We start from the raw sequence: 25302 nt of genomic DNA, 5'->3' as shown, positions 1-25302 counted from the left end.
TTATTATGAAAGCATATACAGTAGAACAAGGTATTGTGGCGCCATTAGATCGTGCCAATGTCGATACCGATTTAATTATCCCGAAACAGTTTTTGAAATCCATTAAACGCACGGGTTTTGGCGATAATTTGTTTGATGAATTACGTTATTTGGATGAGGGTTATCCTGGTCAAGATAACGCTAAACGTCCTAAAAACCCTGATTTTATTTTAAATCAGCCATGTTATGCATCTGCGACAGTATTAATCGCACGTAAAAACTTTGGTTGTGGTTCAAGCCGAGAACATGCGCCTTGGGCATTAAATGAATATGGTTTTCGTACCGTGATTGCACCAAGTTTTGCAGATATTTTCTTTAACAACTGCTTTAAAAATGGCATGTTGCCAGTCATCTTGGATGAAGAGACTGTTGATCAGTTGTTTAAAGAATGTGCCGCAAGTGAAGATTATCAGTTAACGATTGATCTTGCTGCTCAAGAAGTTAAAACACCAACGGGTGAAGCATTCAAATTTGAGATTGATCCATTTCGTAAACATTGCTTGTTAAATGGCCTGGATGATATCGGTTTGACTTTGCAAAATGCGGGTGCTATCCGAGAATTTGAAAGTAAAGCTAAACAATCACGTCCTTGGGTGTTTCAAGATTTAAAAGCGTAATCGACACGGGAGATTTTAAAGATAGCCATAGCGTAGATGCCTAACTCTTGTTAACATGCATGAGCATAAATTGCTGAAAACTTTGCTCGAAAAAGGGTTGGGCTCCAACAATGATCAGGATATTTGGCCGTAATGTAGTACTGGCAGCGTCTTTAGGAATACTGGCGGGGTGTCAAAGTACCAATCATGTGGTGGATACATTACGTATTAAACAAGCAGAAACTGGTCTGAGTTCAAATGCTACAATTTATTGTACAGGTGCCAAGCAGTGTGAGTTTGAGCGGATTAACACCACGATAATTGTTGATCCACAAAACCATCGCGTTACCGAACAAGCCTTACATCAAGGATTAGTCCGTTTACAGGGCTCAGTGTTTAGCCCTGCTAATTCGATGTACTTGTCTGTACCAGCACAGCAGTATGAGCTGGTGATTCGTTTTTATCCGATCTCTCCAGATCGTGCTGAAACTTTTCACGTGATTCATCGATTTAAGGCAAACCAGCGCTATACCTTTAAAATGTACCGTGATCGTTCCAAACATACGGGTGGCAGTTTACTCAATGTTTCTGCGCCAGAACCGTTATGTGTTGAGCTTGAGCAAGAAAGTCATCCAATTCGTCGTTTCTGCCGTCCTTTTGATGCAGTGACAGGATTGGGTGAGTTTATTGAACAACGAATTTAATGATCAATCAGCACGTGTGATGCTGAATTAGTAAAAATGGAAACGTTCATGTCGAAGCAAATTTTAATTTTAGCTGGTGATGGTATTGGTCCTGAAATTGTGGGGGCTGCCGAGCAAGTATTAACTAAGGTCAATGAAAAGTTTGAACTTGGATTGACTTGGGAACATGGCTTACTCGGTGGTTCTGCCATCGATGCCCATGGTGAACCCTATCCTGCCGTTACAAGTGAACAAGCAAAAAAAGCAGATGCGATTTTACTTGGCGCCGTCGGTGGACCTAAATGGGATACGATTGAGCGTTCGATTCGTCCTGAGCGTGGATTGCTTAAAATTCGTAGTGAACTGAATCTATTTGCTAACCTTCGTCCAGCGCTTTTATATCCTCAGCTTGCAGATGCATCTAGTTTAAAACCAGAAATCGTTGCGGGTCTGGATATTTTGATTGTACGTGAATTGACGGGTGGTATTTATTTCGGTCAGCCACGCGGAATTCGCGAACTCGAAAATGGTGAGAAACAAGGCTATAACACTGATGTTTACAGTGAGTCTGAAATTAAACGCATTGCAAAAGTGGCATTTGAGCTCGCGGCATTGCGCGGTAGTAAAGTGTGCTCGGTTGATAAGGCTAATGTACTTGAAGTAACTGAATTGTGGAAGCAAACAGTGACTGAGTTACAGCAAGCTCAATATCCAAATATTCAATTGTCACACATGTATGTTGATAATGCGGCGATGCAATTGGTACGTGCACCTAAACAGTTTGACGTCATTGTTACAGGCAACTTGTTTGGTGATATTTTATCTGATGAAGCTGCAATGCTGACAGGCTCAATTGGCATGTTGCCATCTGCATCGTTAGATGAAAACGGTAAAGGCATGTATGAACCTTGTCATGGTTCTGCGCCAGATATCGCAGGTCAGAACGTTGCTAATCCATTGGCTACCATTTTATCGGTGGCCATGATGCTGCGTTATACTTTCCGTGAAGAAGCTGCTGCAAAAGCGATTGAAGATGCAGTCGGTCAAGTGCTTGATCAAGGCTTACGTACAGCAGATATCATGTCTGAAGGCATGCAAAGAGTGGGTACCGTTGAGATGGGGCAGGCGGTTGTTGCTGCTTTGGCTTAAATAATATTGCCCGAACACCGATCTTAAAAGGAGATGCCTTGAACAAGCATTTCCTTTTTTAATATTATAAAAATAAATTATTGTGATAAGTTAGAGACAAAATAATCCTGACTAGAATTGATGAGTCAGGTTGTTACATATGCTTTTTGTATGTACTGGAATATTTCAATAAAACACAAAAAAGTAAATGAACGAGGATGTCATGATGAAATTAAGCATAAAACTTCTGTCTGCTGTGATATTTCTGGTTGTTTCAGGTACTTCATATGCAGATAACTGCGATAAAACCAGAAATACCTATGATGATATTTATTGTACCAATAAAATTTTCGCAAGCGCAGATGAGGATTTAAATCGAAACTACCAAAAATTACGTACTCAATTAAATCAAAACCAAAAACAAATATTAAAGAAGTCACAACTTGCATGGATTCGTGAACGTGATGAACAGTGTGTCGAAGATCAGAAGGTAGATGTAGAGTGTCGTCTGGAAAAAACACAGCAACGTAATCAGTGGCTGGTTGAACGCTTACGGGAGTGTAAAACAGTAGGTTGTAAAACCAGTCGGTTGAGTAATTAAGCTCTCCGGAGCTAATTTCGATAAAAATCCACTGCTAAAAATTCAAGTCGTAAAAAAAGCCACTTCAGAGTGGCTTTTTTGCATTCGCTAAACGTGATTAACGTGCACGATACGTGATACGACCTTTACTTAAGTCATATGGGGTCATTTCAACTTTAACGTTATCACCCGTTAAGATACGGATATAGTGTTTACGCATTTTACCAGAAATGTGCGCAATTACTTCGTGACCGTTTTCTAAACGTACACGGAACATCGTATTAGGAAGCGTTTCGGTGACAACGCCTTCGAACTCAATGAGTTCCTCTTTATTGGCCATAGCCTACCTGATGATCAAATTGGAAAGGCGCAAATTATAGGCAATTTTTTTTGAAAAAACAAGCCATAGGCGGTGATCTTATTGGCTTTTAAATTGGGAATACAGGTCAAAATTGACAAAAAAAATCTACAAAAATGACCCGAATAGAGTTGTCAGTTTGGTCAATCGACGCTAATCTAAAATGAGAGTTTTAAGTATAAATGAAGAACATACAAGGAAGGGCGCCGCGTGGGTCAGCTAACAGATGCATCGGTTGTACTACGGTTTGGCTATCAAGCGATTCGTCGTGCTGGTTTGCCAACCGAAGAAATTTTAATGAAAGCAGGTGTAGCACTCAATCAGGTCGATACCAACTCTCGAACGCCTGTAAGTGCGCAGTATGCTTTCTGGGTCGCAGCAGAGGAAGTCAGTAAAGATCCAGATATCGGTCTGCATCTGGGCGAGCATCTGCCACTTTATCGTGGTCAAGTCATTGAGCACCTGTTTATCAGTAGTGAAAATTTTGGTGAAGGGTTAAAGCGTGCTTTGGCCTATCAGCGGTTGATTAGTGATGTATTTCATGCGCGTCTGGTGATGGAAGATGGACGTTGTTATCTAACCAATGGTGAGCAACCTTTTGCAGATACCATTGTGAATCGCCATTTTTCAGAATGTGCCATTTCGGGAATTCTACGGTTTTTCAAATTTATTACCGAAGGTGCATTTCAGCCGATTTTTATCGATTTCAATTTTAATGAAGGCGCTTCTGAGGATGAATATTTTCGGGTTTATGGCTGTCCAGTCAGTTTAGGGCAGAGAGAAACACGTTTATATTTTGACTCAGATATTCTTAATTATCCGTTATGGCAGGCAGAACCAGAACTGTTGCAGTTGCATGAGCAGCTTGCCATTGAAAAACTGCAAGAACTAGCACGTTACGATTTGGTAGGTGAGGTGCGTCGAGCGATTGGCTCAACCCTAGAAAGTGGTGAAACGACACTTGAAACGGTCGCTTCTCAGCTACATATTACACCACGGCGTTTAAGAACCCAGTTGAGTGAAGCCAATACCAGTTTTCAGCAAATTTTATCGGACTATCGTTGTCGTCTAGCCAAACGATTACTAGCCAATACCAGTGAAAGTGTGGAGCGTATTGTGTATTTGACGGGTTTTTCAGAGCCAAGTACATTCTACCGTGCATTTAAACGTTGGACCAACGAAACCCCTGTTGAGTATCGTAAGCGTAAACAACGTTAAATGAAAAAAAATGCATCGAAAGATGCATTTTTTATAGAAGCTTAATTATGTGTTTAATCAAATATTGGGTATCTCATCGGGTAAATTGAGCCAATGTGGGCCAAGTGGATGCTGAGGCAACTCAAAATGCTCAGGATAATAGGCCTGAATAAAATACAATCCGTCCGCTGGCGCTGTCACTCCCGCGGCTTTGCGGTCTTGAGCAGCAAACATGGTATCAATATGTTCAATTTCATAACAGCCTTGACCAATTTCGAGCAAGCAGCCCATGATATTACGAACCATATGGTGTAAAAAACCATCTGCCTGAATGTCCAGTACCAGATAACGTCCATGTCGGGTTAAACGACAATGGCTTAAGTGTCGTACTGGCTGACTGGATTGGCAGGATGCTGCACGAAACGTTTCAAAGTTGTGTGTACCTTCAAATTTTCTTGCGGCCAGCATCATTTTATCGACATCAAGTGTCTGATAAACATGTGTTACCTGCTTGTGTAACAGGGCAGGTCGATTCAGCGTATTGTAAACTACATAGCGATAGCGACGGGCCGTGGCTTTAAAGCGTGCATGGAAATCCGTATTCATTTCCTTAATCCACTGGATAGAAATGTCTTTGGGAAGTTGACTATTGGCACCCATGAGCCAGCCGCGTTGAGGGCGAATTGCATTGGTGTCAAAATGCGCCACCATATTGGTGGCATGCACACCAGCATCGGTTCGTCCAGCACCATGCAAAATAATGGGCTCATCGGCAATCTTGCTGAGTACTTTCTCAATGGTTTCCTGAATGCTGGGTACGCCAGCCTGTTGAGTCTGCCAGCCCCGATAACGGATACCACAAAACTCAATTCCAACTGCGTAACGTTGCATCATTTAACCTCAATGTATTTATTAATAATCATACCAGTGCTGTTGCCATTGTTCGGCCGTGGCGTATTTTAAATAAAGCTGTAAAAGTTTGGCATATAGATCGGCATGCCCATGACCTGTATGAGTGACAATACCAGCCGTATTGACCCAGTCGCTAATCGCATAGCGCTGATCAATCTGCCCGAATGTGACTTGTGTGGTAAGAATCACCAGACAGCCTTGCTCACGCAGTTTTTGGAAGATGGCAAGAATATCGGCGTTTACAGCCAGATTTCCTGTGCCAAATCCTTGGATAACTAAAAAATGCGGAGCAGTAGTTAAGATATTTTGCAGTTGTTGTGCCAACTGATGCATCGCAATGGGTTGCATCATTAGATTGACGACTGAAAGTGCTGCGCTACGTTGAATCTCTTCAGTATGTACAATCGTGGCTGTGCTGCTGGTACGGCATTCTTGGGTTGCATCGATACCTGAAAAAGCATCCAGTTCTGTAGTATGGCTCTTTAGCGCGGTTTGAGCATGAAAGACCTGATGGTGAAACGCCAGATAGGTACCAGGATTCAACGCTTGAACCTGTTCTAAGGCCAGATACAGATTGTCGATGGCATCAGTAAATTCACGCGTGTTGTCGCCTGCTGTATTGAGTAGCGGATACTGACTACCTGTGATGACTACATGACAACTGTTACCTAAAAAACGTGCCAGCGTTGCAGCTGCATAGCTCATGGTATCTGTACCATGAATCACGACAAAACGATGAAATCCTTCAAGTTGCAGACGTTGAATTTCTTGAATGAGCAACAGCCAATCTTGAGCTGTACAAGCACTGCTGTCTTTAACAGATGGTGCTTCAAAGCAACTTACTATGAATTGTGGTGGAATAATTCGCTCTAACTGGGGCTTAAATGTCTGAAAAGGCATTGGAGCCAGTGGCTCGCCAACACACCCAAAGGTTCCACCCATGTAAATTAAGGCAATTTTATTCATAACTAAAAAGCAGTCCAAACTGACTGCTTATGTTAGAACGATATTTTTTAAGATGCCATTCGATTTAGCAGTTTTTTTGAGAGTTCAAGCTGTTGAGCGCTAAATTTTGATTCATTTTGATTCAAAAGAATTTGGGCAGAAGCATAAGCTCCGAGTTCAATATATTGCTCGGCAAGTTCTAAATCGAGTTGAGTTTCATCCAGATTGGCAAGCTCAGGAAAAGCCTGAATCAGTGGATCGTGGTCTACAGTGATCTGAGCGGGTTGTGGTTGGAGACTTTCAGCGACAGGTGGTAGATGTTGCTTTAACGTAATTGGTGGTGTGTCTTGTCGCGTTAAAGTCGGGGGCGGTACAGGCGTATGTACAGGTGGTGTATCTATACGAGGCTCAACTACTTTAGGTTGAGCCAAATGTGATGCTTCTTGATCTGCATTTAGCGCTTGTGGGGGAGAAGCAGCAAGTTTTCTGGTTTGATTTTCTACTTTAACTTCCGCAGCGGCTTCATTCTTTTTAGGCGATACTGTAATTTGATCCGCCATTTCCAATACAAAAGAAATATCCTGATGAGGGACTGTATTTGATTTTTCAGATTTATTGACTGGCGCAATCGGCTTGGGATTGAACTCTAAGCTTTGATGTTCTTCGATAATGTGTTTTTGAACGGGAGCAGGATTGGTATGTGTTGTTTCAACCTTGATTGCTGCTGTAGCCGTTGGAGACGCAGTGCGTGTAATATCTTGAATATTTTGCTGTTTTTGTTGAATAATTTTTGCATATTTTTCTTTTTGTTCATGTGTATTGCGGTACTTCCCCTCAATTTGATTCAACACATCATGTAGTTGTAATTGCTGTAAGTTTTGAATCAGTTGTTTGATTCCTAATTCATCATTCTGGCGTAAATGTAAATCCAATAAATAAAGATAGAGATCATGCCGTGAAGGATCACGATTGAGTGTCTGATTAATCAGTGCTTCAGCGGCAGATAAATGACCGATATCAATAAGATGATCGATTCGTTCATGAATATTAGGATCAATCGTAACGGGTGTCTTTGCTGCTGAAAGATCATTTTCAGATGTTTTGATTTCATTGTTTTTATTATTTTTTGCATGAGATGAGCTTGAAGCGTTTTGGCGACGTTGTCGTATTATAAAAATGATCGCCACGACCAATAAAATAATAAATGGAATCACGTATAACACAGTTTTCCCCTGAACCACGTGCGATGCGGGCTAAGAGATTTAACCGTTTTCCACGCATAGATTTTTTAGTGTTTAGATAAGCTGTAATTTAGCGGTTTTTTGGGGTCTTGTCATACCCTTTCTGAGCAACACCGACAAATACATCGCATGATCAGTCTTTAAAATGTCGATGCACAAAAAAGCCGATCATCAAGATCGGCTTCATGACATCATTAACAATCAAGTTTAAGCATTTTTGTATTCGATCAGAATACGTAACATACGACGTAACGGCTCAGCAGCACCCCAAAGCAACTGATCACCTACAGTGAACGCACCAAGGTATTCTTTACCCATATTTAATTTGCGTAAACGTCCAACTGGTACAGTCAATGTGCCAGTCACGGCAACAGGAGTGAGATCAGTCATAGACGCTTCACGAGTATTTGGAACCACCTTTGCCCATTCATTTGACTGACGAATCATATCTTCGATTTCATCCAGTGGAACATCTTTTCTGAGCTTAATGGTGAGTGCTTGTGAGTGGCAACGCATTGCACCAATACGTACACAGTGACCATCAATTGGGACAATTTGAGCATTCCCCAAGATTTTGTTGGTTTCTGCTTGGCCTTTCCACTCTTCTTTAGACTGACCACTTTCAAGCTGTTTATCGATATAAGGAATCAATGAGCCTGCTAATGGCACACCAAAGTTTGCTTTTGGAAAACCTTCACCACGTTGTAATTCTGCAACGCGACTGTCGATATCCAAAATTGCAGAACGTGGGTCATCTAGCAATTCTTTGGTATTGTTATACAAATACCCCATGCCAGATAAAAGCTCACGCATGTTTTGCGCACCTGCACCAGATGCAGCCTGATAGGTCATGGCACTCATCCATTCAACCAAATTATTTTGGAAGAGTGAACCAAGACCCATGAGCATCAAGGAAACTGTACAGTTACCGCCTACAAATGTTTTAGTGCCTTTAGCTAAACCATCTTTAATCACATGTGCATTCACTGGATCTAGTACGATAATGGCATCATCCACCATGCGTAACGTCGATGCAGCATCAATCCAGTAACCATTCCAGCCTTCGGCTTTGAGTTTTGGAAAAACTTCAGAAGTATAGTCACCACCTTGGCAGGTAATAATGACGTCCATTTGCTTCAGACTCTTAATGTCTGTTGCATCCATAAGTGCTGGGGCAGTTTTACCACCAAATGAAGGAGCTTCACCACCTGCATTACTGGTAGAAAAGTAAAATGGCTCAAAGTGAGCAAAATCATTTTCTTCAACCATACGTTGCATAAGGACGGAACCAACCATCCCGCGCCAACCGACCAGACCTACTTTCATGTCATTTTGCCTCGGTGCGTTAAAAAATGTAAAAAGGGGGCTTGAGTGTATCAAAAGCGATCACAACTGCAAGTATTATCCAATTAAAACATGACGTTTATTGTGAATAAATTTATGAGTGTGCTACATAGAGAGTATAGAAATAAAAAATGAATCCAAAATGACAGGATGGAATAAAACTTGATACTTTTGCTTGAAAGCTGTGCAGTGCTCGTCATCTGGATTACGTTCTGGTCTTTGATTCCTCGTGATGAATGGTGGATTCGAGGCGCTGATTTTCCACGTTTGCAGATTTTGGCGCTTGGTTTGGTGGTTTTGGTTGCTTATTTATTTTGGGATGCAGCATGGACCTTAAGTCGAGAAATTATATTGGCTGGTCTGATTGCTGCCATAGCCTATCAGCTTAAGATGGTATTACCCTATACATTCCTATGGAAAAAACAGGTGGTACAAGTTCGACCTGAACAGTCCAATAAAAATAAGCAAATTTCATTGCTGGTTTCCAATGTACTTACCCCCAATAAAAAATATCATCTTTTGATTGAGCAAATTCAGCAGCTCATGCCTGATGTGGTATTGACACTCGAAACAGATCAGACTTGGCAAAATGAGTTATCAGTTATTGAAGCGGATTATCCTTATCAGGTTGCGGTTCCGTTGGATAATTTGTATGGCATGCATTTGTATAGCCGTTTTAAATTGCTTGATACTCAAGTTAAATTCATTTTGAGTGATGAAATTCCATCAATTCATACCAAAGTTATTCTGCCATCGGGTTTAGCTGTACAGCTATGTTGCTTGCATCCGAAGCCTCCTAGTCCAACTGAGGCTAAAGACTCAACCTTACGAGATGCCGAACTTTTAATTGTGGGTGATCAGATCAAGGACATGAATGACAGTTGTATCGTCATGGGGGATTTAAATGATGTCGCCTGGTCCAGAACCACGCGGTTGTTTCAGCGAATTAGTGGATTGCTTGATCCACGAGTTGGACGCCACTTTGTCAATACATTTCATGCAGATTATCCTTTATTACGCTGGTCGCTGGATCATATATTTCACAGTACTGATTTTGCCTTGGTAGATATGCATCGTTTGAGGCATATTGGTTCAGATCATTTTCCTGTTTATGTCGTCCTACAAACCGATAAGGTATTTGAACAATTGCAAGAAGAACTCGATGAAACTCAGGAAGATCATGAAGATGCTCAAGAAGCGATCCAGGAAGGAATTAGTAAAGCTCAAAAAGAAGAGAAAGTGGTAACAGATGAAATTGCACAGTCGTATAAACCATTATCCTGAGCGTGAACGTTGTAGGAAAATGCTTACAGGCTATGGCGACCATAACGCCTGGTGATATGAATAGCATGGCGATAATATACAACCATCGGCACATGGAAGCGGGAATGGAAAATCCCAACTAAGGAAGACGAAGCTGATAGGAAAAAGCATCATGGATGTGATGTAGCGATGGAAGCAACCCCAAAATAAGAAATGTCTCGAAAGCACAACCTCATTTACCCGAGTTTTACAGGATGTAGAACTCGGGTTGTGTTTTATTCTAACTCACGATTTTGTTTACTTTTCACAAAAAAATAAAGAGATGACGTCTCTACCTGAAACGTACAACCATGTACTTTGAATTACTATTACGGGGCAATTCATTCAAAAATTTATTTGACGATCTCTCATTATTTAGATTTATACGTGACAAAATTTCGTCAAAAATTATGTCCTAAGTATATAAAAACAGCTTTTTATGATTAAAAAAACTACTTAATGTGCTTAAAAAACTGGCATATAATTTATTTTTGGAGATTTAATATTCTATTTTTGATCGTAAAGTAACCGTTTATTTTTTATTAAGTTATTGATAATAATGGATGTATCTGTTTAATCTGAAAAATAGGCACTGTTTTAGTGAGTTTAGTCTTGTTTAATAATCAAATCTCAATAGAATGTTGCGATTATTTTATCGTTCACAGTCTGTAAAAAAGACTGTATCTACTTATTTGTCATGATGATCACTCAGTTTCTTTAAGATGACATAAAAGGAGTTTTATGAACGAACTATTTGCAATGCAAGTGGTTTTCTCCCGTTCTAAATTAAATGCTTGCCAAGCATAAGGATTGTCTTATGAAAAATTTTAAAATTAGCCTCGCATGGCAAATTTTAATTGCGTTGATTCTAGGGGTTGTGGTTGGGGCTATTTTACATAATCAGCCTGAATATAAAGATTTCATGGTCAATAACGTTCTGAAGCCATTGGGCCAGATCTTTATTAGCCTGATCAAAATGATTGTGATCCCCATTGTTTTCTCTACCCTGATTCTGGGAATTGCAGGGGTTGGAACAACTAAAAGTTTAGGTCGTTTAGGTTTTAAAACGATTTTATACTTTGAAATTATTACCACAATTGCGATTATTGTGGGATTAATTGCAGCGAATGTCTTCCAGCCTGGTGCGGGCGTTGATAAAGCCATGTTGGTGATGAGTGATATTTCACAATATCAACACACTGCTCAAGAAGTCGACTCTCAATCACATGGCCTGATCCAGACCATTCTGGCGCTGATTCCGACCAACATTATCAACTCTATGGCGCATGGTGAAATGTTGCCAGTCATTTTCTTTGCGGTATTGTTTGGTATTGGATTGTCTTCATTGCCAACGACCACCAAAGAGCCATTGTTGCATGTATTCCATGCTGTGTCTGAAACCATGTTTCGTGTAACACACATCATCATGAAATACGCGCCAATTGGTGTGTTTGGCTTGATCGCGGTGACTGTCGCCAATTTTGGTTTTGCATCGCTGATCCCGCTGGGTAAGTTGGTGGTCTTGGTTTACGCAGCAATCTTTTTCTTTGCTTTTGTTGTATTGGGGATTACAGCAAGAATCTTTAAAATTAATATCTTGACGGTGATGCGTATCCTCAAGGATGAATTGATTTTAGCGTATTCAACTGCAAGTTCTGAAACTGTACTTCCACGTATCATGCAAAAAATGGAAGCATACGGTGCACCTAAAGCAATCACAAGTTTTGTGATTCCAACTGGTTATTCATTTAATCTTGACGGTTCGACCTTGTACCAAAGTATTGCCGCGATCTTTATTGCACAGCTTTACGGGATTGAGTTGTCGTTGACACAGCAGATTATTCTGGTCGTTACCCTGATGATTACTTCAAAAGGGATTGCGGGTGTACCTGGCGTATCGTTTGTCGTGCTCCTTGCTACATTGCACACGGTAGGTATTCCACTTGAAGGTTTGGCATTTATTGCGGGTGTCGACCGTATCATGGATATGGCACGTACTGCATTGAATGTTGTAGGTAATGCGCTTGCAGTACTGGTGATCAGTAAGTGGGAAAATGCCTATGATTTTGAGAAAGCCAAAGAATATGAAGCGTCTCTGAATCAACCCAAAGCTGATGCTTAAATCGCATCAATAAACCTGATTCAAAAAACAGGAAGCCAAAGCTTCCTGTTTTTTACTTTAAGTTATCTGCGATTCACGACAGATTGGTATAAATCTAAGGTCTTATTGCACATATCATCAAGGCTAAACTGCTGCACAGGTGCAACAGGTTGCAGATTTTTAATGTGTTGTTCTACAGCATGAAACAGCGCTTCACGATCATCCACCTCAATTAAGCCTTGAGGATAAAGATGAGATAGAATTTCCGCGACACCACCTCGATTCCAGCCAATGACTGGCGTTCCTACCGAGAGGGCTTCAAGTGCAGTACGCCCAAAAGTTTCTGCCTGATTAGACAAAGAAAGCACGATATCACTAAAGGCTAACCATTCACGGATCTCAGAGGTGTGACCGACGAAAGTAATCTTTTCGCGTAAGCCCCGATCCTGAATCGTCGCCTCTAACTCATCTAGATAAGCCTTCTTCTTGGGATCAGCACCGCCAACCACAACAGCATGTACATTTGGATACTCTGTTTGTAATCGTTCCATCAATTCGATCAGTGTTTCATGGCCTTTAAGGCGAGTAATACGTCCAGGCAAGCAAATTAAAAATTTGTTTTCCAGTTGAGGAAACAACGTGTAAATATGATTGATCCATTGTGCGGATGGCTGATAGCCATGAGGAAAGGCTTGAGGATCAATTCCACGATAAATGCGCACAATATCTTGAGGGGGACAGTTCTTATAATGATCGGTAATGTATTTAACTACACTGTCTGATACTGCAATCACCTTCTCGGCTTGGGTCATGATTGCGCTATAACGATTGACTGAATAAAAACCATGTACAGTACTGATGAGATGCGGACGTCTTTGCTTTGGGATACCACGTAAGGCGAAATGTGTGAGCCAAGCGGGTACACGTGAGCGTACATGTACGATATCAGGTTGGTGTGCCTCAATGAGCTGACGTAATGGACGAATCTGCCATAAACTTGAAAGCGACTTCTTGTGAATGGGTAGGGTCAGGTGTGTAGAACCCTCAGCTTCAAGTTGAGCGACTAAACGCCCGCCGTGAGAGACGACCAGTGATTGATGCTCTGCCTTGACCAAGGCACGTGCAATTTCCAGTGTGCCGCGTTCTACGCCACCGCTATTGAGTTCTGGAAGAAGTTGCATCACTTTCATTGTTTTTTTGCCTTATACATTCATAAAAGATAGATCATTCACAGATACATCATTTCAAACTAAATCATGATCCAGAATTTACTATCGTGTTAGCGACATGGATGGCGCTGTTTCGCTGTGTTACATGGAGGTAACATCAGCGGAACAAAGGATTTTTGCTTACTTTTTATCCCTGAAAAGTAAGGTTGGCCTATTCGAAAGTATTTGAATTTCACTTTAAACTGAGGCTGTGCTTACGACCACTTTAAAATCATTATAGCTTTATCTTAATAGATCTCTTCATACCCCTCAGGACGTGTCTTAAAACGGCGATGAAACCACATATATTGAGTGGGTGCGATTCGGAGTTGCTTTTCGATGATTTGGTTAACACGTGTTGCATCATCGACTTCGTCCTCGCTTGGCATATTTTCAACTGCTGCTTCAATTAAAACATGATATTTTGGATCACGGACATCGCCGTGACGATAAAAATACAATGGCACTGCTGCTGCTTTAGAAATTTTTAACAGGCGACGATGTGCAGTTACTGTAGCGGCAGGCACACCAAAAAAAGGTGCCATGACGCCTTGTTTAAGACCAAAATCTTGATCAGGACTGTACCAGATCGCATCTCCATCCTTGAGTTTACGAATCAAACCACGCATATCATCATGATCAATTTGATGTTTATAGATAGTTGCACGGCAACGATAAATGAGCATATCCAGTAGAGGATTGTTTTGAGGTCGATAAACCACATCTGGCTCGAAGTATTGTGCACAAAGATACCCGCCTGCATCAAGTAAAGTGCTATGCGTACCAAGTAGTAATACACCTTGACCTTGTTTTTGTGCATTGGTGATGTGTTCTAAGCCTTCAATGGTACAGCGATGTTTAAACCATTGTGGGCAATACCAGGCATTTAAGGTTTCAAAAATACCGAGCATCATATCGATAAACACCCGTTTGGCCTGTTTCTCGACTTCCTCAGGTGACCATTCTGGAAAACAGACCTCTAGATTACGAATAGTGGTCTTACGCCTAGATTTTAAATATTTCCAAGCTAGGTTCGCTAACCCGTGAGCCAAACGCCATTGGATTCCCCATGGTAAAATAGCCAGTAACATTAATAATGTAATACCAATCCAGATACCCCAATATTTGGGCAATAAAAAAGACCATTGAAATTTACTGGGAATATAGGCTTGCTGCTGGCTCATGCTGAATTAGGGGGTGACCAATAATCATTTAATAATAGAGCAGTGTAACATGAAGTGATTTTTAACTGACAGTTGAGAGTTGGATGTATTCAAAATTGTCTTTAAGAAGGAAAGCTTAGATCTAAAAAATGATAATTTTTGTAGGGGAAATTGTTTCAAACAGATCTTTATTCTAAAGATGACCTATTTTTTAAAATAGGTCATCTTGTTGTCCATATAATTTTAATAACCTGCTGCAAGTCCATCGCTACGCGGATCTGTTGCGGCACTAATCACACCTGTTTTTCGGTTAATTGCAATAGCACCTGCATGTCCCATCGTATCCGTATAGTCATCTAGTATTTCAACAGGTTGCCCACGATCTTTAAGTGTTTTAGCGACATCGCTTGTAATACGTCCTTCAAGTTTTAAGGTGTTAGATTCGGCACCCCAAGTTCGTCCATATAACCAGCGTGGTGCTGCCACAGCTTCTTGTACACTCATTCCATAATCAACGACTCGTGTAGCAATAGCGGCTTGAGTTTGAGGCTGTCCTTCACCGCCCATCGTGCCATAAATTAAAACAGGCTGGTTGTTTTGATCGAGCATCATTGCTGCATTTAAGGTATGAAAAGTACGCTTTTGGGGCTCTAAATGATTGACGTGGTTCGGATCAAGGGAGAAAAAGCTTCCTCGATTTTGTAAAAGTACGCCTGTACCCTTCGCTACAACGGCAGAGCCAAAATCGTGATAAATACTCTGAATTAGAGAAACAGCATTGCCATCTTTATCAATTACACCAAGCCAAACTGTATCACCTTTGGGTTCAAGAGGTGGATTTTTGCCTGCGGCTTTGCTCATATCAATGCGTTGAGCTTGATCTTTACCGTGTTGTTCTGAAAGCAAAAACTTTAGTGGAATTGGAGAAAATTTTGGATCGGTTAAATATTTATCTCGATCAATAAAGGCTTCTTTGGTGGCTTCAACTAATAGATGATAATAATCTGCTGAACCTTCAGGAATTGCACTGACATTAAAATTATTAAGAATATTTAAAATTTCTAAAGAAGCCATTCCTTGTGTATTGGGCGGCAAATTATAAGCGGTATATTGACGATATTTGACTGATAATGGATCAACCCAATCGGCAGTATGTTGCTTGAAGTCATTTAAGGTTAAGACACCACCATTTGCCTGTAAATCTTGCACAATTGCTTTAGCAATTGAACCTTGGTAAAACTCTTTTGAACCTTTAGTCGCAATAATATCCAGTGTTTTTGCTAAATCGGGTTGTTTAAATAGGTCACCTACCTGATAAGGTGAACCATCAGATTTAAGGTAAACTCGTTTAAACTCATCGAAGCGTTGTAAATTACGTGCAACAGAGTCTTTAGTATCTGTATTGATTGCTTCCCAACGTGCTAAAGAGGGCGTAACTGCAAAACCTTGAGATGCATACATGATGGGTTTATTAAATAAATCTTTCCAAGCCAAACCTTTGTTGGTCATGGAGCCAGATGCATATTGATAAGCTTGATCCCATCCTGAAACGATTCCTGGCACGGTGTTGGCAGCTAAATAACCACGGCTTGGAATTTTGTCATAACCTCTGGATTTATAAAAATCGATGCTGACATTTTCTCCAGCACGACCACTGGCATTTAAGGCACGTACCTGCTTCGTTTTGGCGTTATAAATGAGCCAGAAGTTATCCCCACCAATCGTATTCATCTGCGGATAAACGACTGCTAAAGTTGCAGCAGCAGAAATCGCAGCATCGACGGCATTACCACCTTTTTGTAAAGTCTCGACAGCTGCCTGTGTTGCTAAATAGTTTGGTGTAGTAACTGCCGCATTGGTTAGCATGGGATCGAGGCAGGCCGATGCTGTATTGCAATACTTACTTGGAGATTGCTCTGCATACACTGTACTATTACTGATTACCGTTAAAAAAAGTGATGCAGAAAGAAGCGAGAGTCTAATCATTATACCGATTACCATAAAATATATTTATGGCAACAAATCAGCAATAAATATACCATATTTACAATAATTTATTTTTATCGTTAAGGTTTTTAAGTTTTTATTAAGAATTTATCCTAATTGGGTTTTTTATCATCTTTTCATAAAGTATGATTTAATAATCTATTGCTCATTTAACTAAATATATTAAGTTCAAATAAATCACATTGTCCTTTTATCAGGCGATATTTATTTGCGGTGTTCTAAAAGAATACGGACAGCGAGTCCAGCTAATACAGTACCCATAATCCAGCGTTGGATGCTTGCCCAAAGTGGTTTTTGCTGTAGAAAAAGTGCAATGCTGCCTGCAGAAAACACAATCAGTGCATTGACTGAAACACTTACAAAAATTTGTATGGTTCCGAGTTGAATAGACTGCGCCAAAATACTGCCTTGCTGTGGATGTATAAACTGTGGCAATAAAGACAAATACATAATGGCAATTTTAGGATTAAGTAAATTTGTCAAAAAGCCCATTAAAAATAGTTTTAATGGTGAATCGATAGATAAGTCTTTTACACTAAAAATAGGTGCTGCATTTGGACGTAAGGCTTTCCATGCCAGCCAAAGTAAATATAGGGCACCTACAATACGAATAGTGTCATAAGCATATGGAACTGCGACCACAAGCGCTGTGATCCCGAAAGAAGCGCAGAGCATATAAAATACAAAACCAACCGCAACGCCACCGAGGGAAATAAATCCTGCGATTTTGCCCTGACTAATGGAGCGAGAGATAAGATAAATCATATTCGGGCCTGGGGTGATTACCATCGCCAAGCAAATGAGTCCGAATGCCAAAATTTGAGAAAGATCTAGCATGAAAAATTACCCGAATATTATTATATTGGTAGATATAACATAATTATTTTTATAAGTCTTATCTTCAATCAGCGTGATATTTTAAACGATTAAGGCTGACTAAACTTAATCTCTCATCACGTGTTTTTTTACAGAGTTTGAGCCTTAAAATTTATATATTCTGAAAAAAGCCCCTTAATTTCAGGGGCTTTTTCGTTATTTAAACTGTAGGGAAGAACGCAAATTAATTTCCTTTACTCATTTGTTCAAGTTCATCCCAACGCTCTAATTTTTCAAGTAGTGCTTCTTCAATTTCTGCCAAACGTTGACTGGCTTGGGTCGCAGCAGTAGCATCCTTGAGAAACCATGAACCGTCGGCAAGTTCATCCGATAATGTACTTTGCTCGGCTTCTAATTTCTCAATTTCGACTGGAAGCTGTTCAAGTTCACGTTGATCTTTAAAACTTAGCTTCACCTTTTTAGCAGGAGCAGGTGTATTTGCTGCTTCAGCTTTGGCTTGAGCTTTTTTTACTTCAGATTTTTGATCGACTACTGTTTGATTCGGACGCTGTAACAGATAGTCTTGATAACCACCGACGTATTCTTCAATACTACCCTTGCCATCGAATACCCACGTCGATGTCACTACGTTGTCCATAAATGCGCGGTCATGGCTGATCAACAGCAATGTGCCTTTATATTCAGCCAACATTTCTTCGAGTAATTCTAAAGTTACCATATCCAGATCGTTGGTGGGTTCGTCCATCACGATTAGATTCGAAGGTTTGAGTAAAAGCTTGGCCAGTAATACGCGATTACGTTCACCACCTGAGAGTGCTTTAACAGGTGTTCGCGCTCGTTCAGGTGAAAACAGAAAGTCTTGTAAATAGCTATAAATATGACGACGCTGACCATTTACATCAACAAAGTCCGAACCTTCAGACACATTGGCCATCACTGATTTTTCAAGCTCAAGCTGATTACGCAACTGGTCAAAATAAGCCACTTCAAGCTGGGTGCCTGTTTTCACTGTACCTGTATGTTCAATTTCACCCAAAATCGCTTTGATCAATGTGGTTTTGCCCACACCATTATCACCGACTAAGCCAATACGGTCGCCGCGTAATACCACCGCAGAGAAGTCGCGAATCAAGAGGTTGCTATCGTAACTCACGCTAAGATTTTCAATATCAAAAACCAATTTACCTGAACGCTGTGCATCCTGGACGCCCATATTGACTTTGCCTTGCTGGAAGCGGCGAGCTTTGGATTCCTCACGTAAGTCTTTTAATGCACGAACACGACCCTCGTTGCGGGTACGACGTGCCTTAATGCCTTGACGGATCCAAGCTTCTTCTTCTGCCAGTTTCTTCTCAAACAGGGCATTTTGCTTTTCTTCGGCCTCAAGCTGTTGTGCTTTTAAATCTAAATAACGTGAATAGTTACCTTCATAGCTGCGCAAAATACCACGATCCAGTTCTACAATACGCGTTGCCAAACGATCTACAAATGAACGGTCATGCGAAATAAACAGTAAGGTTAAATTGTTCTGCTCAAGTAGAAATTTTTCTAGCCATTCAATACTTTCGACATCCAAATGGTTGGTTGGTTCATCCAAAAGTAAGATATCAGGCTGAGTGAGCAGGGCACGTGCCAGCAACACACGACGCTTACGTCCACCTGATAAATCTGCTAAATCTGCATCAGGATCAAGGCCCATTTTACCTAAAATGGTATTGACCTTGTTTTCGAGTGCCCAGCCATCGACTTGATCTAGTTTGTGCTGTAAGTGACCCATACGATCACACGCTTCCATATCGCCCAGTACACAAGCATCACTGGCTTCATGATAAGCTCTTAATACAATCGCCGCTTCACCTGCACCATCTGCAACGATATCGGCGACTTTGCCCGAATCCATTGGAACATCCTGAGCCAGCATGGAAACCGTCAGCCCATTTTGAATAGAAACTTCACCACGATCGGGTAATAAGCTTCCCTCAATCAGCTTAAGTAAAGTAGACTTACCTTCACCATTACGGCCGATTAAACACACTCGTTCGCCACGCTCCAGTACAAAGTTCGCGCCATCGAGGAGGGCGGGTCCACCAAATGCCAGTTGGACATCCCTTAAAGTAATATAGGCCATAATGTTTTCCAAAATCCCAAATGAGGAGAGTTAAATGACTAAACCAACAGATTACGATGATCATGCGTCATTTTCCGCACCCATTGAAGATTTGCAAGTCCGAATTGCATTTTTGGACGAATTAGTTGAGCAATTAAATACTCAACTGGCTTTGCAGACACAAGAAATTGCGGATTTGAAAAAACAAATGCAGCTTTTGTATCAACGTGTTGAAGCTTCGGATTTATCTGAGGGAATTGCACCGTTTGATCCAAATACCAATAAACCCCCGCATTATTGATCTGATCAACCGTGTGGTGAATCTGTCTGTATATTGACCTGAAGTAATTTGACATGAAAAGCATTATTTTAATTGATCTTGAAAAAAATCCAATTCAAGCCAATAGCTTGCGTTTATATATTGAGAATGAACAATTGATATACTTGTTTCATCCAGAGAATAAACTGGAATGTGCGCTAGATGAATTGACAGAATTATCAAGCTGGATCAGCAGTGGACAGGTCATTATTTTAGATGTTCCAAAAATAAAAGATAGAGCAAGTGCATATGCGCTCATAGCAGGGCAATTACTGGCATTGATTGAACCAGAAGCTAATATTGAAATTATTTCAAAGAATACTGCTGTACAGCAACTACTAGAAATTTTGCAAGCTTCTGGCAAAGTTGTCGAGCAGGTATTACCGCAGATCAATCAAAAAGCGTTATGCCATCTGCCGAGCATGCAGTCGTTTAACGAACAACCGATGCTACGAGAAATTAAGAAGTACTGTGATGCTGTTGGAAAAACCATGAAAGGTATCCCGCTAACCGTAGAGGGATTAAAAAACTCAATTGCCAATATTTTACAGCTCTCTCCTGCACAAGTGCCACAGATTATGTCGATGTTGATTAATCTTAAGATTATTAAGCGCGATCAAACGCAGATTAAATTTCGCAAGAAAATTTTGAAACAATGGTTGAATTTAGAGCTCATCGAACAAGAAATAGCGATTCAACCTGCCCAAGTGCAGTCAGTGACACAACAGCCCGCAATTGCAGGCTTGCCGCATGTTGTGGTGGGGGATGTCGATTCAATTATGCAGTTTTTAAAAGAGCAGCATGGACCATCTGATGGACCATTTCCTCCAAGTTTGGATGAGTTGCAGTGGCAAGCCCTGCAAAAACTGGATGAGCTTAAACTTGGCCGACCTAAAGATATTTTTAGTTTGCGTGATATGCTGCAAGACTGGTTTCCTCAGGCCAATATTCAAAACTTATTAAAAGCGTTAATGGATAAAGGGTATATTCAAGTCAATGGTGATCAGTTGCATTACAGTCATCAAATGTTTATTCATTAATGTTATAGATCATGATCACGACTATTGTGATTGATTAAAAACATTGGTGATTCAGTCGCTTGTAAAGCATTTAATACTTATATTTGTTTAGTTTTAATTGATGATCCACATTTCATCTGCACGAAAAACTTGCGTTTTACATTCCGCTTATGCAAATCTAATAAAAGAAGATGATAGGGTTTGGTATGGAACATTTAGGGTTATGGGTCGCGATTATTATCGTGATTTTTGTTTTGGGTTCAATTTTTGGCTTACGTGTTAGTCCGCGTGAAAAAGCTTTGGGATTGATGCGAGACAAAGCACGAAAAATGGGATTGCATCCGCGTCTGGTTCCTGCTCCAGAATGGACCAAGATTCCGATGGCATCGGAAAATCGTGCCAGTATGGTGGCTTATTATAGCGTTTTAATTCCAGATGCGCGTTTGGCTTTAATGCGCGCCTGTGTTGTAGAGAATAAATTACATGTTGTGGCAGGTGATACGAAATTTAATGATTACCCCATTGCATTAAAAGGGATTTATGCTATTGATATGCAGGCAAACTGCGTTGGCATGTACTGGGATGAAGAAGCAGACCTTAAAGCCACACAACTTGAAGAGATGAAATCGTATTTACACAGTCTGGCGACTGTCTAATTTTTAATTTATCCATTATAGGAATCACTGTTGATTATGGCGAATGCCCCTCGTTCCACCACCAAAAAAAGTACGACAGCGTCTTCTGAGCCTGCTGGTAATAAACGTGCACTGGTGATTGTGGAGTCGCCTGCGAAAGCGAAAACCATTAATAAATATCTGGGTTCACAATATATTGTTAAATCTTCTGTCGGCCATGTCCGTGATTTGCCAACAGGGGGTTCTGCCAAGTCCGGTGAAAAAAAGCCAGCAACGCGCGCTAAACTGACTGCCGAAGAAAAAGAGCAGAAAGCACAAAATGCGTTGATTAATCGCATGGGTGTTGATCCTGAACATGACTGGAAAGCCCATTATGAAGTTCTACCAGGTAAAGAACATGTCGTTGCAGAACTGAAAAAACTCGCTTCACAAGTTGACGAAGTTTATCTGGCAACGGATTTGGACCGTGAAGGAGAAGCCATTGCCTGGCATTTAAAAGAAGTCATTGGCGGTGATGACAGTCGTTATCAACGTGTTGTATTTAATGAAATTACCAAAAATGCCATTCAGGAAGCATTTAAGCATCCAGCGCGTTTAGACACCAATAAAGTCAATGCACAGCAGGCACGCCGTTTTCTGGATCGTGTTGTCGGCTTTATGATTTCGCCATTACTTTGGGAAAAAATTGCACGGGGTTTATCTGCGGGGCGTGTTCAATCGGTTGCAGTGAAGCTGGTGGTTGAGCGTGAACGGGATATTCGTGCATTCATTCCAGAAGAATACTGGCAGATTTTTGCAGATACCCTGTCTAAAAAAGATCAGATTCGTTTGGAAGCCGTCAAACAGGCAGGTAAGACACTTAAACTCAGAAACAAAGCGGACACCGATGCGGTTTTAAATCTGCTTAAGGATGCCGAGTATAAGGTTGCACAACGCGAGGATAAACCGACCAAGGTGAATCCAAGTGCGCCCTATATCACCTCGACTTTACAGCAGGCTGCCAGTACTCGACTTGGTTTTTCAGTGAAAAAAACCATGATGCTGGCACAAAGACTATATGAAGGTGGTTTCATCACCTACATGCGTACCGACTCGACCTTCTTGAGTGATGACGCAGTCAATATGGTGCGTGATCATATTCAGCAACAGTTTGGTGACAAATATGTCCCTGCAAAACCAAATCGTTATGGCAATAAAGCAGGTGCACAAGAAGCGCATGAAGCGATTCGTCCTTCTAATGTTGCTCTAACAGGTGATCAGCTTGCAGGTATGGAGCGTGATGCACAGCGTCTTTACGATTTGATCTGGCGTCAATTTGTGGCCTGTCAAATGACACCTGCCGAATATTTATCTTCTACTTTGATTGTTGATGCCAACAATGTTGAGTTACGTGCCAAAGGCCGTACCTTGGTATTTGATGGATTTACCAGAGTTCGTGGTGCCAACAAATCTGACGATGATGTGTTATTACCAGCAGTGAAAGTGGGTGAAACGCTCAAGCTTGAAAAACTTGACCCAAGTCAGCATTTTACCAAACCACCTGCACGTTTTACCGAAGCATCTTTGGTCAAAGAGCTGGAAAAACGTGGAATTGGCCGTCCATCGACATACGCTGCGATTATTTCTACGATTCAAGATCGTGGTTACGTCAAACTTGAAAATCGTCGTTTATTTGCCGAAAAAATGGGCGAGATCGTCACCGATCGTCTCGATGAAAGCTTTAATAACCTGATGAACTATGCATTTACTGCTGATCTTGAAGGCCAGTTGGATAAAGTAGCGACAGGTGAGCGTAACTGGAAAGAGTTACTGGATAGTTTCTATGGTGATTTTAAAAACCGTTTAAATATGGCTGCCAGTACCGAAGGCATGCGTCGTAACCAGCCTGTTGAAGTACCAGATGTGGCATGTCAGCTCTGTAGCCGTCCAATGCAGATTCGTACTGGAACCACAGGCGTATTTTTAGGCTGTTCGGGGTATAACCTACCACCAAAAGAACGTTGTAAAGGAACGCTTAATTTAACACCAGTCGAATCACTGGCTGCTTTCTCTGATGATGATTCTGCCGAAACTGCAGATTTGATGGCGAAGCATCGCTGTGCAAAATGCGGTACTGCCATGGATAGTTATGTGATTGATGGTGGTCGTAAACTTCATGTGTGTGGTAACAATCCAGACTGCGACGGTTATGAAGTTGAAGAGGGCGAATTCAAAATTAAGGGTTATGATGGGCCCACCATTCCATGTGATAAGTGTGATGGTGAAATGCAGTTAAAGACAGGACGTTTTGGTCCTTATTTTGCCTGCACCAGTTGCGATAATACCCGTAAGGTATTGAAAAGTGGTCAACCCGCACCGCCACGTGTAGATCCAATCAAGATGGAGCATTTGCGTTCGGTCAAGCATGATGACTATTTTGTATTGCGTGATGGTGCAGCAGGTCTTTTTCTGGCAGCCAGCAAGTTTCCAAAAATCCGTGAAACGCGAGCACCCAAAGTGGCAGAATTACGGACAGTTGCTGAACAGCTTGATCCAAAATATCAATACTTGCTACAAGCACCTGATGCAGATCCAGAGGGTAATCCAGCACTGATCAAATTTAGCCGTAAAAATCAGGCGCAATATGTCGGTTCTGAAACGCCTGAAGGCAAGCAGACCAAATGGAGTCTGGTATATCAGGATGGAAAATGGACCGAAGCTTAGGTTTTTGATTCTATTAAAAATGCCGACACATTGTGTCGGCATTTTTTATGAAGCTAATTTTCTATTAGATATAAGATATAGATGTTTATATTTCGATAAATTCTGCAAAAATCTAGTCATTTCCACAAAATAGTGCAATTTTAAAGCAGTTTTTATACAGAAACTTGTGCGATACATGCTCACAATAGAGCAGCAATTACACATTATAACGAGATAAATCATGAAAACAGTGGGCAATGACTTAATAAGAAATGAACTCCATCATCAGCGTAAGTGGTATCTACTTTTCGGAATTCTCATGATTATTTTTGGCGTTCTGATGCTTGGATCCTTAGCCATGGCAACACTTTCAGTGATTTTGCTGTTTGGTGGATTGATGATGATTGGTGGCCTTATACATTTGGTTGCTGCATTTAAGCTATTTCAAGGCGGAACGCGTTGGTTGTGGGCACTGTTTGGTGTGTTATATCTGCTGGCTGGCTATTATGCATTTAAGACACCAATCACAACTGCGATTGTACTCACGAATTTGTTGGCTATATTTTTGCTGATTGCGGGTGTATTTCGTACCTTTAACGCCTTTATTTTAAAGCCGATTGCTGGTTGGGGCTGGACACTATTTTCAGGTATCCTCACCTTTGTTACAGGTGTTTTGATCTTGATCTCTCCTGATGCACCTTTTTGGGTACTGGGTTTATTTTTAGCTGTTGATCTATTGTTTCAGGGCGTAAATTATCTGAGTTTAGCCTCCGCTATTAAACATCTGCCACACAGCTCTACCACTTCGACCTGATCATGATTCAATGTCGATTTAGGCATTGTTTCATCTTTCAATGAATAGACTCTGCTACACTGGAGACTATCCCTTTTAGATGATT

General features: G+C 41.0%; 22 protein-coding genes. 12 read left to right on the top strand and 10 right to left on the bottom strand.

Translation table 11 applies throughout. The features are described 5' to 3' along the window. Window positions 1–5: 5 nt before the first annotated feature. The 4 genes from leuD (at window position 6) to F952_RS00870 (ending at window position 3047) form a co-directional block, all read left to right on the top strand. Entirely contained in the window at window positions 6–656 is a 651-nt protein-coding gene (leuD, locus tag F952_RS00885) for a 3-isopropylmalate dehydratase small subunit (protein ID WP_004920234.1), read from the top strand. 110 nt (window positions 657–766) lie between these two features. After that, window positions 767–1339 carry a hypothetical protein gene (locus F952_RS00880; RefSeq protein WP_004920231.1) on the top strand — a complete coding sequence of 191 codons (573 nt, stop codon included), beginning with the start codon at window positions 767–769 and terminating at the stop codon, window positions 1337–1339. Window positions 1340–1387: 48 nt separating this feature from the next. Then, entirely contained in the window at window positions 1388–2467 is a 1080-nt protein-coding gene (gene leuB / locus F952_RS00875) for a 3-isopropylmalate dehydrogenase (protein WP_004920228.1), read from the top strand. Window positions 2468–2669: 202 nt separating this feature from the next. Then, window positions 2670–3047 (top strand): lysozyme inhibitor LprI family protein, encoded by a 378-nt coding sequence (locus F952_RS00870; RefSeq protein ID WP_004920225.1) that lies wholly within the window; start codon window positions 2670–2672, stop codon window positions 3045–3047. Between the two features lie 97 nt (window positions 3048–3144). On the opposite strand, the gene infA is transcribed toward F952_RS00870, so the two are convergent. Next, a complete protein-coding gene (gene infA / locus F952_RS00865; protein WP_004920223.1) occupies window positions 3145–3366 on the bottom strand; it encodes a translation initiation factor IF-1 in 222 nt (73 codons plus the stop codon). Window positions 3367–3594: 228 nt separating this feature from the next. Here infA and F952_RS00860 point away from each other — a divergent pair, with 228 nt between their 5' ends. Beyond that, window positions 3595–4602, top strand: a complete 1008-nt coding sequence (locus F952_RS00860; protein ID WP_004920221.1) for an AraC family transcriptional regulator — start codon at window positions 3595–3597, stop codon at window positions 4600–4602. Between the two features lie 57 nt (window positions 4603–4659). Here the strand turns inward: F952_RS00860 and truA are convergent, their stop codons facing one another. From truA to asd, 4 genes are all read right to left on the bottom strand, one after another. Beyond that, entirely contained in the window at window positions 4660–5472 is an 813-nt protein-coding gene (gene truA, locus F952_RS00855; protein WP_004920219.1) for a tRNA pseudouridine(38-40) synthase TruA, read from the bottom strand. A gap of 21 nt (window positions 5473–5493) precedes the next feature. Next, window positions 5494–6459, bottom strand: coding sequence for an asparaginase (locus F952_RS00850; RefSeq protein WP_004920215.1), 966 nt, complete (start codon window positions 6457–6459; stop codon window positions 5494–5496). Window positions 6460–6506: 47 nt separating this feature from the next. Further along, complete coding sequence (locus tag F952_RS00845; protein ID WP_004920213.1) at window positions 6507–7661, bottom strand: hypothetical protein; 1155 nt, start codon at window positions 7659–7661, stop codon at window positions 6507–6509. A 225-nt stretch (window positions 7662–7886) separates the two neighbouring features. Continuing rightward, window positions 7887–9005: an aspartate-semialdehyde dehydrogenase gene (asd, locus tag F952_RS00840; protein ID WP_004920211.1), complete on the bottom strand. Its 1119-nt coding sequence runs from the start codon at window positions 9003–9005 to the stop codon at window positions 7887–7889. A 183-nt stretch (window positions 9006–9188) separates the two neighbouring features. Here asd and F952_RS00835 point away from each other — a divergent pair, with 183 nt between their 5' ends. Then, complete coding sequence (locus tag F952_RS00835; RefSeq protein WP_026056984.1) at window positions 9189–10307, top strand: endonuclease/exonuclease/phosphatase family protein; 1119 nt, start codon at window positions 9189–9191, stop codon at window positions 10305–10307. An 835-nt stretch (window positions 10308–11142) separates the two neighbouring features. Then, window positions 11143–12447 (top strand): glutamate/aspartate:proton symporter GltP, encoded by a 1305-nt coding sequence (gene gltP / locus F952_RS00830; protein ID WP_004920206.1) that lies wholly within the window; start codon window positions 11143–11145, stop codon window positions 12445–12447. A gap of 62 nt (window positions 12448–12509) precedes the next feature. On the opposite strand, the gene F952_RS00825 is transcribed toward gltP, so the two are convergent. From F952_RS00825 to F952_RS00805, 5 genes are all read right to left on the bottom strand, one after another. Beyond that, window positions 12510–13616 carry a glycosyltransferase family 4 protein gene (locus F952_RS00825; RefSeq protein WP_004920202.1) on the bottom strand — a complete coding sequence of 369 codons (1107 nt, stop codon included), beginning with the start codon at window positions 13614–13616 and terminating at the stop codon, window positions 12510–12512. Window positions 13617–13882: 266 nt separating this feature from the next. Next, entirely contained in the window at window positions 13883–14818 is a 936-nt protein-coding gene (gene lpxL, locus F952_RS00820) for an LpxL/LpxP family Kdo(2)-lipid IV(A) lauroyl/palmitoleoyl acyltransferase (RefSeq protein ID WP_004920199.1), read from the bottom strand. Window positions 14819–15040: 222 nt separating this feature from the next. Further along, a complete protein-coding gene (gene ggt / locus F952_RS00815) occupies window positions 15041–16783 on the bottom strand; it encodes a gamma-glutamyltransferase (protein WP_004920197.1) in 1743 nt (580 codons plus the stop codon). A gap of 225 nt (window positions 16784–17008) precedes the next feature. Beyond that, window positions 17009–17641, bottom strand: coding sequence for a LysE family translocator (locus F952_RS00810; protein ID WP_004920194.1), 633 nt, complete (start codon window positions 17639–17641; stop codon window positions 17009–17011). A gap of 223 nt (window positions 17642–17864) precedes the next feature. After that, window positions 17865–19769 (bottom strand): ATP-binding cassette domain-containing protein, encoded by a 1905-nt coding sequence (locus F952_RS00805; protein ID WP_004920192.1) that lies wholly within the window; start codon window positions 19767–19769, stop codon window positions 17865–17867. Window positions 19770–19803: 34 nt separating this feature from the next. On the opposite strand from F952_RS00805, the gene F952_RS00800 reads away from it, so the two are divergent. From F952_RS00800 to F952_RS00780, 5 genes are all read left to right on the top strand, one after another. Continuing rightward, on the top strand, window positions 19804–20049 hold the full coding sequence (locus F952_RS00800) for a SlyX family protein (protein WP_004920189.1): 246 nt from the start codon (window positions 19804–19806) through the stop codon (window positions 20047–20049). A gap of 53 nt (window positions 20050–20102) precedes the next feature. Further along, entirely contained in the window at window positions 20103–21107 is a 1005-nt protein-coding gene (locus tag F952_RS00795; RefSeq protein WP_004920183.1) for a hypothetical protein, read from the top strand. Between the two features lie 185 nt (window positions 21108–21292). Next, window positions 21293–21742, top strand: coding sequence for a hypothetical protein (locus tag F952_RS00790; RefSeq protein WP_004920180.1), 450 nt, complete (start codon window positions 21293–21295; stop codon window positions 21740–21742). A gap of 36 nt (window positions 21743–21778) precedes the next feature. Continuing rightward, on the top strand, window positions 21779–24424 hold the full coding sequence (topA, locus tag F952_RS00785) for a type I DNA topoisomerase (RefSeq protein ID WP_004920177.1): 2646 nt from the start codon (window positions 21779–21781) through the stop codon (window positions 24422–24424). Window positions 24425–24641: 217 nt separating this feature from the next. Next, entirely contained in the window at window positions 24642–25217 is a 576-nt protein-coding gene (locus tag F952_RS00780) for an HdeD family acid-resistance protein (protein WP_171056897.1), read from the top strand. Window positions 25218–25302 lie beyond the last annotated feature (85 nt).

The sequence above is a fragment of the Acinetobacter baylyi DSM 14961 = CIP 107474 genome, from assembly GCF_000368685.1.
GTDB classification, from domain to species: Bacteria; Pseudomonadota; Gammaproteobacteria; order Pseudomonadales; family Moraxellaceae; genus Acinetobacter; species Acinetobacter baylyi.
This window is presented reverse-complemented; position numbering and strand designations above follow the sequence as displayed.

What these genes read in the sequence shown, in the direction of transcription:
- leuD (WP_004920234.1), top strand. Translation starts at nt 6, where the DNA reads ATGAAAGCATATACAGTAGAACAAGGTATTGTGGCGCCATTAGATCGT.
- F952_RS00880 (WP_004920231.1), top strand. Translation starts at nt 767, where the DNA reads ATGATCAGGATATTTGGCCGTAATGTAGTACTGGCAGCGTCTTTAGGA.
- leuB (WP_004920228.1), top strand. Translation starts at nt 1,388, where the DNA reads ATGTCGAAGCAAATTTTAATTTTAGCTGGTGATGGTATTGGTCCTGAA.
- F952_RS00870 (WP_004920225.1), top strand. Translation starts at nt 2,670, where the DNA reads ATGATGAAATTAAGCATAAAACTTCTGTCTGCTGTGATATTTCTGGTT.
- infA (WP_004920223.1), bottom strand. Translation starts at nt 3,366, where the DNA reads ATGGCCAATAAAGAGGAACTCATTGAGTTCGAAGGCGTTGTCACCGAA.
- truA (WP_004920219.1), bottom strand. Translation starts at nt 5,472, where the DNA reads ATGCAACGTTACGCAGTTGGAATTGAGTTTTGTGGTATCCGTTATCGG.
- F952_RS00850 (WP_004920215.1), bottom strand. Translation starts at nt 6,459, where the DNA reads ATGAATAAAATTGCCTTAATTTACATGGGTGGAACCTTTGGGTGTGTT.
- asd (WP_004920211.1), bottom strand. Translation starts at nt 9,005, where the DNA reads ATGAAAGTAGGTCTGGTCGGTTGGCGCGGGATGGTTGGTTCCGTCCTT.
- gltP (WP_004920206.1), top strand. Translation starts at nt 11,143, where the DNA reads ATGAAAAATTTTAAAATTAGCCTCGCATGGCAAATTTTAATTGCGTTG.
- F952_RS00825 (WP_004920202.1), bottom strand. Translation starts at nt 13,616, where the DNA reads ATGAAAGTGATGCAACTTCTTCCAGAACTCAATAGCGGTGGCGTAGAA.
- lpxL (WP_004920199.1), bottom strand. Translation starts at nt 14,818, where the DNA reads ATGAGCCAGCAGCAAGCCTATATTCCCAGTAAATTTCAATGGTCTTTT.
- ggt (WP_004920197.1), bottom strand. Translation starts at nt 16,783, where the DNA reads ATGATTAGACTCTCGCTTCTTTCTGCATCACTTTTTTTAACGGTAATC.
- F952_RS00810 (WP_004920194.1), bottom strand. Translation starts at nt 17,641, where the DNA reads ATGCTAGATCTTTCTCAAATTTTGGCATTCGGACTCATTTGCTTGGCG.
- F952_RS00805 (WP_004920192.1), bottom strand. Translation starts at nt 19,769, where the DNA reads ATGGCCTATATTACTTTAAGGGATGTCCAACTGGCATTTGGTGGACCC.
- F952_RS00800 (WP_004920189.1), top strand. Translation starts at nt 19,804, where the DNA reads ATGACTAAACCAACAGATTACGATGATCATGCGTCATTTTCCGCACCC.
- F952_RS00795 (WP_004920183.1), top strand. Translation starts at nt 20,103, where the DNA reads ATGAAAAGCATTATTTTAATTGATCTTGAAAAAAATCCAATTCAAGCC.
- F952_RS00790 (WP_004920180.1), top strand. Translation starts at nt 21,293, where the DNA reads ATGGAACATTTAGGGTTATGGGTCGCGATTATTATCGTGATTTTTGTT.
- topA (WP_004920177.1), top strand. Translation starts at nt 21,779, where the DNA reads ATGGCGAATGCCCCTCGTTCCACCACCAAAAAAAGTACGACAGCGTCT.